The following is a 10,000-nucleotide window of genomic DNA, read 5'->3' as shown; positions in this document are numbered from 1 at the left end:
TGCTTGTTTTAAAGCTAAAACAGACAGAATGTAGTCGTAACGTGCTTTGGACAGGTTACGGCGGGCATCAAACAGGTTACGGGTGCTTTGTAATACGTCAACAATAGTACGGGTACCTACTTCAAAACCTGCTTCTGTTGCTTTTAAAGCACTTTCTGCAGAAATAACAGCTTGTTCCAATGCTTTGGTGCTTGAGATCAAAGCGCCTACATTGTTGTAGTTGCTACGAACCTGGCGGATCACACTGCGGTGGCTCAGTTCTAAATCTTCAGCCGCTTCTACATAATTAGCACGAACCACTTCTTCATTGGCAACAGTACCGCCACCAGAATATATAGGCACTATTAAGTTAATGCCAATAGAGCTGCTGTCTGTACGAGGCGAGTTTGCACCTTCACCTGTATCTTTGTTTCTGCCGTTACTGTTCTCAAGGCCTGTTGAGGCTTCCAAATCTAAAGTAGGGTAGTGACCTGATTGAGCTATCTGGATATTGTGCTCAGCTATATCTAACGACAGCTTGCGAATTTTCAGCTCCAGGTTATTGTCTTGCGCCGTTTGTACCCAATCTTGCGGATTGTTAGGCGTAGGCTGGCTGGTGCTGAAACGGGCTGTATTTAATGGATCCAACTGTGAATGATACTCACCTGTGATTTCACGTAAAAATTCACGGGCTGTTTCTAAATCATTTTGTGCGCTGATTTCACGGGCAACAGCACTGTCGTATTGCGCTTGCGCTTCGTGTACGTCAGTGATAGCTGTTAAACCTACAGCAAAACGTTGTTTGGTTTGTTCCAACTGACGTTCGATAGCGCGTTTTTCAGCCACAACAAAACTTAAGTTATCGTCTGCTGTTAATACATCAAAGTAGGACTGGGACACCCGTACTATTAAGGTTTGGATGGCGGCATCATAAGCCGTCTGGCCTTGTACTGCGGCTTTTTCAGCAATAGACAGATTTTCGTAACGACTCCAGTCAAACAGCGACTGTGTTAAGTTGATACTTGCGGAGGTTCTGTTGCTTTCAGAATCATAGATATTACCGCTGTTGCTGACACCATCACCAAAAGAGTGAGTTGCACCGGCCCTGAAATTCACCTGCGGTAATAAACGGGCTTTAGATACATCGATACCGGCTTTGGCTGCATCACGGGTTGCAGCAGCTTTTAAGACTTGCGGGTCTTTTTTGGTGGCTAATTGATAAATGGTTTGCAAATTTTCGGCATTCGCTTGCACACTCAAAAGAGCCAGTGCTGAGACTACCAACGTGCCTAACAAGGTTTTTTTCATAACCGAAAGTCCATAGTTTGCGAAAGTGAACCAATAATACCTTGTTGGTATTAACTAAGTAATGATTAAAGCGTAAACAACATAGCTTCAAGTGTAACAGAATGTGAGTCTTCAAATGTCTGATTTCAAGCCAGAAAATTATCCATCCTTTCAGTCTGCTGATGTAACAATACTCGACCAGAGCACAGTTTTTCAGGGTTTTTTCCGGATAGACAGCTACAAAGTTCAGCATAAATTATTTAACGGCGGCTGGAGTACTGAAGTAAAGCGTGAGCTATTTGAACGGGGCCATGCTGTGATAGTGCTGCCCTATGATGTAGAAAATGACAGTCTGGTATTGATAGAGCAGTTCCGGATAGGGGCGTTACAGAATCCAAATGGCCCCTGGTTGCTCGAAGCCATAGCAGGCATGATTGAGCCGGGTGAGACTGTGGAGCAGGTAGCTCAACGTGAATCAGAAGAAGAAGCCGGCCTGAAGCTGAGTGAATTCTGGCCTATGCTTAGCTATCAAAGTAGCCCGGGTGGTAGTACAGAGCGTATTTACTTAGTGTTGGCACGACTGCGGCATCAGGTAAAAAGCGGGGTTTATGGCTTGGCTTCAGAGCAGGAAGATATTAAAGTTCATAGCCTACCGCGCCTGTTGGCGATGCAGCTGCTGCACCAGGGCAAAATTGATAATGCGGCTACTGTCATAGCCCTGCAATGGTTAGCCTTGAATCTGGAGCAGGTCAAAGCTCGCTGGACTGACTAATTTTCGCCACCAAACACTAGTATTAAGAGGTTAAGTAGCTGGTATGCCAAACCTGGCCAGAAAACGTTATGTGCCGTATCTGCCGGATTTCCTCAGTTTATGTGAGAGAAATTATGCGCAGTTGCGTTTTTTCCTGCCGGGTAATCAGCGTCAGGGCCAACGTTGTCTTATTCATATCAATGCCAGCGAAAGTTATCAGGTCGAATTGCTGGAGCTATGTAAATACACAACCACCGTCAGTATTGAGCTGATTAGCCAGTCGATGACAGGCTGGATGAAACCGCGATTTGAGGTGCGTTTGTATCACGATGCCCGCCTGGCTGAAGTGTTGGCATGCCAACAAGTCCGGCAGTTTAAAGCTGTATACAGTTACCCTAATGTCGATATGTTGCTGCCGGATGAAAAAAGGCAGATTAACTTGCTGCTGCGCGACTGGCTGAATTTGTGTTCACGCCGTGGTTATCAGAACACTGGTCTTTTAGCCTGATGGCGCTGATGTTTAAACCACAAGAGGTCTATCGACTGGTACAAATTTCTGATTGTCACTTAGTGGCCGAACCGGACGGCTGGTTTTGTGGTGTGAAACCTTATCGTCAGTTGCAACAGCTGCTGGCCACACTGCAAGCAAATTTACCTGATGCGGTGATCTTAACCGGCGATCTGACTCAGGATCATAGTCTGGCTTCTTATCAACTGATCGCAGATTTGTTCAGTCATCTGCCGTGTCCGGTGTTTTATTTGCCCGGCAATCATGATGACATAGACCTGATGCAGCAGGTTTTTGCAGCCAGACCTTTTTGTGCTGAGACTGAAGTACATCTTGGCGACTGGCGTTTGTGTTTGCTCAATAGCAAAGGGCCAACACCGGCCGGTTATTTTGACCACAAAAGGCAGCAGCAGTTACGGCAGCAATTGTCGTCTTATTCTGAGGATGCAGCTGTCTGGTTGTTTTGCCATCACCATATCAGTCCTTTGGGCAGTTTTATTGATGAGCATATTCAGCTGGATGCGGCTGCCTTGTGGCAGATTATCGGCTCAGATCAGCGGATCAAAGGTGTGGCTCATGGTCATTGCCATTATGCCTACGCCAAATTACAACAAGGTATTCAGTTGGTCGGCTGTCCTGCCAGCTCTGTACAGTTTTTATTGACACCGGACTATCAGCCTGTCGCTGCTCGTCCTGGTTATATCGAATGGATTTTTCATGCCAATGCCAAGCCGGATAACGCAGTGCGCTGGCAATTTCTGGAAGGGTAAATGTCTAAACTTGTAGTCTACTTACATGGCTTTGCCAGCTCATCTTTATCCGAAAAGGCCTTGATCACCAAAGCTTTTTTTCAGCAGCATCTGCCCGAAGTTGAGCTGCTGCTGCCGGATTTGCCTTACACACCAAAACCAGCTCTCCTTGCTATAGAAACGGCACTGAATGGCCGTCGTCCTGATGCGGTGATTGGCAGTTCTTTGGGGGGCTTTTTAGGCACTTATCTGGCCGAAAAAACCGGCTGTTATGCCGCCCTGATTAATCCAGCTGTGGCCCCTTATGAGCTATTAAGTCAGCATTTGGGAACTTATCATCATCCGGTGCTGAAACAGGATTTTAAAGTTGAAGCGCAGCATATGCCGCTGCTAGCTGAACTTGAGTGCAAGCCTTCAGCTTTAGACCGGTATCTGGTGCTGTTGCAGCAAGGGGATGAAGTGCTGGATTACCGCAAAGCGCTGCAGTTTTATGCAGGTTGTACAGTGGATGTGCAACCTGGTGGCGATCACAGTTATCAGGGCTATGCCAATTGCCTGCCCGCTATTGTCAAGTTTTGCCAATTAGAGTAAAACACTGTTTGTTAATACAGTTCTATCCCATTTGAAGTAACTGCACAGAGCAGATATGTATACCCTAAGTGATTGGAGTTGCAGTGAGGCGACAGGAGCAGCAAACCCCGGAAGCATAGTTCACTATGTGGCTGGGGCGAGAGTTCGCAGTCAACAAAGTTGCCAGCTTCAAGTACGACGGGGATATTAAACGAGTGATTCAGAGAAGTGATGTTTGCCCTATGACAGACCAGCAATACAACGCCGATTCCATTGAGGTGCTGACAGGCCTGGAGCCAGTGCAGCGCCGTCCTGGTATGTATACAGATACCACCCGCCCCAACCATTTGGGGCAGGAAGTTATAGATAACAGCGTCGATGAAGCTTTAGCCGGCCATGCCGACTTAGTGCATGTGATCCTGCATGAAGACCAGTCGCTGGAAGTCATAGACAATGGTCGTGGTATGCCGGTGGATATCCACCCTGAAGAGGGGGTTTCTGGTGTTGAACTGATCCTCTGCCGTCTGCATGCAGGTGGTAAATTCTCCAATAAAAACTATCAGTTCTCAGGCGGTTTGCACGGTGTGGGTATTTCTGTCGTCAACGCCCTGTCTAGTCGGGTCGATGTGGCAGTGCGCCGGGATGGCAATGTCTATGAAATCGCTTTTGAGCATGGCAATAAAGTGTCTGAGCTGGCTATCACCGGCACTGTAGGTAAACGTAATACAGGTACCCGAGTGCGTTTCTGGCCAGCGCCGGACTATTTTGACTCGCCCAGGTTTTCAGTCAGCCGCATGCTGCATGTGCTCAAAGCCAAAGCTGTATTGTGTCCGGGCCTGACGATAAAATTTGACGACAAGGTCAACAACCAGAGTTACCAATGGTGTTATCAGGCCGGTATCCGTGATTACTTAATGGATGCCGTCAAAGACATGGTTGCTTTGCCTGAGCAGCCTTTTGTCGGCAGCTTAAGCGCCAGCCACGAAGCTGTTGAATGGGCTGTGCTTTGGTTACCTGAAGGTGGCGAGTTGGTGACAGAAAGTTATGTCAACCTGATCCCAACGGCTCAGGGCGGGACCCATGTCAATGGCTTACGTCAGGGCTTGTTAGAAGCACTGCGCGATTTTTGTGAATTCCGTAATTTGTTGCCACGAGGCATTAAATTAACACCGGAAGATGTCTGGGATCGCTGTAGTTATATCCTGTCGTTAAAAATGCAGGAGCCTCAGTTTGCCGGTCAGACTAAAGAGAAACTGTCATCCCGTCAGGCCGTGGCTTTTATCAGCGGTGTGGTGAAGGACGCCTTTAGTTTATGGCTGAACGAACATACAGATATTGCTGAGCAACTGGCTGAGTTTTGTATCAACAACGCGCAAAAGCGTTTGCGTGCTGCCAAAAAAATTATCCGTAAGAAAGTCACGGCAGGTCCGGCTTTGCCAGGCAAGTTGTCCGACTGTTCATCACAGGATTTAAACCGCACTGAATTGTTTTTTGTCGAAGGGGACTCTGCAGGCGGTTCTGCCAAGCAAGCGCGGGATCGGGAGTTTCAGGCGGTCATGCCGCTGCGCGGTAAGATCCTGAATACCTGGGAAGTGGAGTCTGAACAAATTCTTGGCTCGCAGGAAGTGCATGATATTTCGGTTGCTATTGGCATGGACCCGAACTCAGCAGACTTAAGCCAACTGCGTTATGGCAAAATTTGTATTCTGGCCGACGCCGACTCAGACGGTTTACACATTGCCACTTTGCTCTGTGCTTTGTTTATGCGCCATTTCCGCCCTCTGGTGGAAGCCGGTCATATCTATGTCGCCATGCCGCCTTTGTATCGTATCGACTGCGGCAAAGAAGTATTTTACGCACTAGATGAAGACGAGAAAAAAGGCATTCTGGACCGCTTAGAAGCAGAGAAAAAACGCAGCAAAATTAATGTGCAGCGCTTTAAAGGCTTGGGTGAAATGAACCCATTACAACTGCGCGAAACCACTATAGATCCAAACACCAGACGTTTAGTACAGCTCACCATAGATGATTTAGTGCAGACCATGGAAATGATGGATATGTTGCTGGCGAAGAAGCGGGCAACAGACAGAAAAGATTGGCTGGAGATGAAAGGCGACCGCGCTATAGTAGCGGTATAGCTTCCGGCCTGTTTCAGCAAAGGATTACAGATGAAACAATTACACCTGCGTGCTTTGGTCCTTTTGTGTGGCCTGAGTCTTTGCTGTGCCGCTGACGTGCAGGCAGAAGAACTGCTGCCGGACTGGCTGCTGCAGGTAAAACAACAAAAAGCTCAGCAACCAGAACAAATGCTGCAGCTGTTGGAACAGCAAAAGGCCGCTTACGGTGACTGGTCCAGCGAGGTGCAGGTGCAGTACTTATTGCAGCTGGCCGACGTGTATGAAAGCCTGGGAAGACATCAGCAACAGCAGGAAGTGGCTGAACGTGGTCTGGCTTTATTGGGTGACCGCCGGGATTTAACCACTATAGATTTCTGGAATAACTTAGGTTTTGCCCTTGAGATGCAAACTCAGTATCAGCAAGCCTTGCACTACTATCTGCAGGCTTCAGCTTTGGCCGCAGAGTTAAAAGCGGAAAAGCTGCATATTGAAGCCGACATTAATATTGCCGCTATTTACAGCATAGAAGATAAATCTCAGGATGCTTTGGTGTTGCTTAAAAGCAGCTACGATAGAGCTGTGCTACTGAAGGATCCGGAAATTTTGGCTTATGTGAATGCGGAGCTTGGCTTACTTTATGTTGGACTGGGTTTTGATAAAGAAGCCATCGACTTTATGGAAAAGGCGATTGCCGGTTATGACGCCTTGGGCTGGCAAAAAGACAAAATGGATGTGTTGTTCAATTTAGCCAGAAGTTACAGCTACCTGGCGCAATACGACAAGGCGATGCAAAGTTATGATCAGTTACTGCAACTGGCGATAGCACAAAAGGATCAGGCCAATTTGTATTTTGCCTATCTGGGTCTGGCGTCTACCAGTAAAGACAGCGATAAACTGGACGCCGCTTTAGCCTACATAGAAAAAGCGGAACAGTATTTGCCCGGTTTGCAGTCGACCTACCAAAACTCGATGCATCACTATGAAAAAGCACTGATTTACCGCGAGTTAGGACAGATTTCTCTAGCCAGCCAGGAATTGGCTCAGGCTGAGCAAAGCTTAAGTAAAGAGGACAACAGCAGCAATCAGTCCAGTCAGCTGTGGATCCTGAAATTAAAGGCCAGGCTGGAAGCAGATTCGGGCCGCTATCAAAAGGCCTACGAAGATCTGAATCAGTTTTTTAATGGCTATCACAAATTACGCAATAAAGAGCATGAGCTGTCAGTCGAAAAACTGCGCTTAGGTTTTGATGCACAGCGCCAGCAAGCTCAAAACGAATTGCTGGCCAAAGACAATGAATTACAGGCGCTGCGCCTGCAGGAAGCCGAACGCAAAAGACAAAACCAGTGGTTATGGATTGGGCTCTTTGGCTGTACCAGTTTAGTTTTGCTGGTGTTACTGCTATGGCAACTGGCGCGCCGTAAAGTGCAAATGCAGGCCCAGTTGCAGGCAAAAGCGCTTGAAAAACAACAGAATCAAGCGGGTTAACGGAAGCTAAAAATGACAGATATTATGATTTCCAACGAGGGGACAGAGCAGCTGCCGCTGCGGCGTTTCACCGAAGAAGCCTACCTGAATTATTCGATGTACGTCATTATGGATCGGGCTTTGCCTTTTATAGGCGACGGTTTAAAACCGGTTCAGCGTCGTATTATTTATGCGATGTCAGAGCTGGGTTTATCTCATCTGGCAAAATACAAAAAATCCGCCCGTACTGTTGGTGATGTTTTAGGTAAATTCCACCCTCACGGGGACAGCGCCTGTTACGAAGCTATGGTGTTGATGGCGCAGCCGTTTTCTTATCGCTATCCACTGGTGGATGGCCAGGGTAACTGGGGTGCGCCGGACGATCCAAAGTCTTTTGCAGCTATGCGTTACACCGAAGCCAAGTTATCACGTTTTAGCGAAGTCTTACTGAACGAGCTGGGACAGGGCACTGTAGATTGGGTGCCAAACTTTGACGGCACTATGGAAGAGCCCCGCACTTTACCAGCGCGTTTACCTCATATTCTGCTCAATGGCGTCACTGGTATAGCCGTAGGTATGGCGACTGATATCCCACCGCACAACGCCCGTGAAGTGGCTAATGCCACAGCTTATTTGCTGGATAACCCCAAAGCCACAGTACCCGATTTAATGCAGTATATTCAGGGGCCCGATTATCCAACTGACGCAGAAATTATCAGCCCTGCGCATGAGCTACAGGCTATTTATGAAACAGGCCGTGGCAGCATTAAAATGCGTGCTCTGTACCAGATGGAAGACGGCGACATTATCATCACTGCGTTGCCGCACCAGACCTCAGGTTCAAAAGTGCTGGAGCAGATAGCAGCTCAGATGAACGCGAAAAAACTGCCTATGGTCAGTGACTTGCGCGATGAATCCGATCACGAAAACCCAACCCGAATCGTCATAGTGCCACGTTCAAACCGCATAGACGTGGAACAGCTAATGGCACATTTGTTTGCCACTACGGATTTGGAAAAAAGCTATAGAGTGAATTTGAACATTCTGGGCCTGGATCAGCGGCCACGAGTGAAGAACTTATTGGAAGTCTTGTCTGAATGGCTGTTATTCCGCCGCGATACAGTGCGTCGTCGCCTGCAGTTCCGTTTAGATAAAGTGCTGGATCGTTTGCATGTATTAGAAGGCTTATTAATTGCCTTTTTGAACATTGATGAAGTCATCAAAATCATCCGTGAAAATGACCAGCCAAAGCCTGTATTGATGTCGCACTTTGGCATTTCTGAACGCCAGGCTGAAGCCATACTGGAATTAAAATTACGTCACTTAGCTAAGCTTGAAGAGATGAAAATCCGTGGCGAACAGGCTGAGCTGGAAAAAGAACGTGATTATTTAGAAGGTATTTTAGGTTCAGAGAAAAAGCTGACCAAACTGATCCGAGAAGAGCTGCTGGCCGATGCTGAAAAATACGGTGATAACCGCAGAAGCCCCATAGTGCAGCGTGAAGAAGCAAAAGCTTTAAGCGAAAAAGAATTACTGCCAAGCGAAGCTGTGACTGTAGTTCTGTCGGAAAAAGGCTGGGTGCGTTGCGCCAAAGGCCATGATGTCGACGGTAATAGCCTGCAATACAAAGCAGGGGATGGTTTTAAAGCTGCTGCTATGGGTCGCAGCAACAGATACGCCGCTTTTATCGACTCATCCGGGCGCAGCTTTGCCGCAGAAGCCCATGATCTTCCTTCAGCCCGTGGTCAGGGCGAGCCACTGACAGGCCGCTTTACGCTGGTGGCAGGTGAAACTTTTGAGCATGTCCTGATGGCCGAAGACAGCCAGAAGTTATTATTGGCCAGCGATGCTGGTTATGGTTTTGTCGGTACTTTTGCCGATTTAGTCAGCCGTAATAAAGCAGGTAAAGCGGTATTAAGTTTGCCGACCGGTGCCAAAGTACTACCGCCTATCCCGATCAAAAATCCGGAAACGGACTTAGTGGTCGCCATCAGCACCGAAGGCCGGATGTTGGTATTCCCTGTGGCCGATTTGCCGCAGCTGAGCAAAGGTAAAGGCAATAAGATTTTGTCTATTCCATCAGCCCGTGCCGCCAGTCGCGAAGAGTACCTGAAACTACTGACTGTTGTGCCTGCCGCTACCGCTGTGACTTTAGTAGCTGGTAAACGCAAAATGACCATCAAGGTGGACGACTTAGCTCATTACATAGGGGAACGTGGCCGTCGTGGTAACAAGTTACCCCGGGGTTTGCAGCGGATTGACGAGCTGCTTACAGGTGAAGTGGCTGGCGATACCTCGGAATAGACCCTTGGGCTTGCTTTGCAGGCGACCATAAAGGTCGCCCCTACAGTAATTAGATTTGTTCATTGTAGGGGCGGGGTCTATCCCCGCCGTCTATTTTAAACGTCAAACACAACCTATTTTCCCTATGTAAGTGGGGCGGGAAGGCGCAGTCAACAAAGCTGCAGCGTCAAGTACGACTTATTTCCCCTAAGTAATTGGCGTTGCAGCGAGGCGACAAGTCAGCACGACCCCAGGAGCATAGTTCACTATGTGATTGGGGCGGGAAGGCGCA

8 protein-coding genes are annotated in these 10,000 nt (G+C 48.0%); 7 read left to right on the top strand and 1 reads right to left on the bottom strand.

All coding sequences use genetic code 11. The annotated features are described in order from the left end of the window. Positions 1–1,287: outer membrane channel protein TolC (gene tolC / locus LDL40_RS04320; protein ID WP_300993916.1), on the bottom strand; the 1,287-nt coding region annotated here is incomplete at its 3' end. A 115-nt stretch (positions 1,288–1,402) separates the two neighbouring features. On the opposite strand from tolC, the gene nudF reads away from it, so the two are divergent. From nudF to parC, 7 genes are all read left to right on the top strand, one after another. Beyond that, positions 1,403–2,038 (top strand): ADP-ribose diphosphatase, encoded by a 636-nt coding sequence (gene nudF / locus LDL40_RS04315; RefSeq protein WP_300993915.1) that lies wholly within the window; start codon positions 1,403–1,405, stop codon positions 2,036–2,038. A gap of 43 nt (positions 2,039–2,081) precedes the next feature. Continuing rightward, positions 2,082–2,525, top strand: coding sequence for a DUF1249 domain-containing protein (locus tag LDL40_RS04310; protein ID WP_300993914.1), 444 nt, complete (start codon positions 2,082–2,084; stop codon positions 2,523–2,525). Then, on the top strand, positions 2,483–3,295 hold the full coding sequence (locus LDL40_RS04305; RefSeq protein ID WP_300993913.1) for a metallophosphoesterase: 813 nt from the start codon (positions 2,483–2,485) through the stop codon (positions 3,293–3,295). The genes LDL40_RS04310 and LDL40_RS04305 overlap by 43 nt, the downstream gene beginning before the upstream one ends. After that, entirely contained in the window at positions 3,296–3,865 is a 570-nt protein-coding gene (locus LDL40_RS04300; RefSeq protein ID WP_300993912.1) for a YqiA/YcfP family alpha/beta fold hydrolase, read from the top strand. It begins immediately after the preceding gene. A 221-nt stretch (positions 3,866–4,086) separates the two neighbouring features. Next, positions 4,087–5,982, top strand: coding sequence for a DNA topoisomerase IV subunit B (gene parE / locus LDL40_RS04295; RefSeq protein WP_300993911.1), 1,896 nt, complete (start codon positions 4,087–4,089; stop codon positions 5,980–5,982). 30 nt (positions 5,983–6,012) lie between these two features. Beyond that, entirely contained in the window at positions 6,013–7,446 is a 1,434-nt protein-coding gene (locus LDL40_RS04290) for a hypothetical protein (protein ID WP_300993910.1), read from the top strand. Between the two features lie 12 nt (positions 7,447–7,458). Beyond that, positions 7,459–9,729, top strand: coding sequence for a DNA topoisomerase IV subunit A (gene parC, locus LDL40_RS04285; protein ID WP_300993909.1), 2,271 nt, complete (start codon positions 7,459–7,461; stop codon positions 9,727–9,729). Positions 9,730–10,000 lie beyond the last annotated feature (271 nt).

The sequence above is a fragment of the Rheinheimera sp. genome (assembly GCF_020217005.1).
Taxonomy (GTDB): Bacteria; Pseudomonadota; Gammaproteobacteria; order Enterobacterales; family Alteromonadaceae; genus Pararheinheimera.
This window is presented reverse-complemented; position numbering and strand designations above follow the sequence as displayed.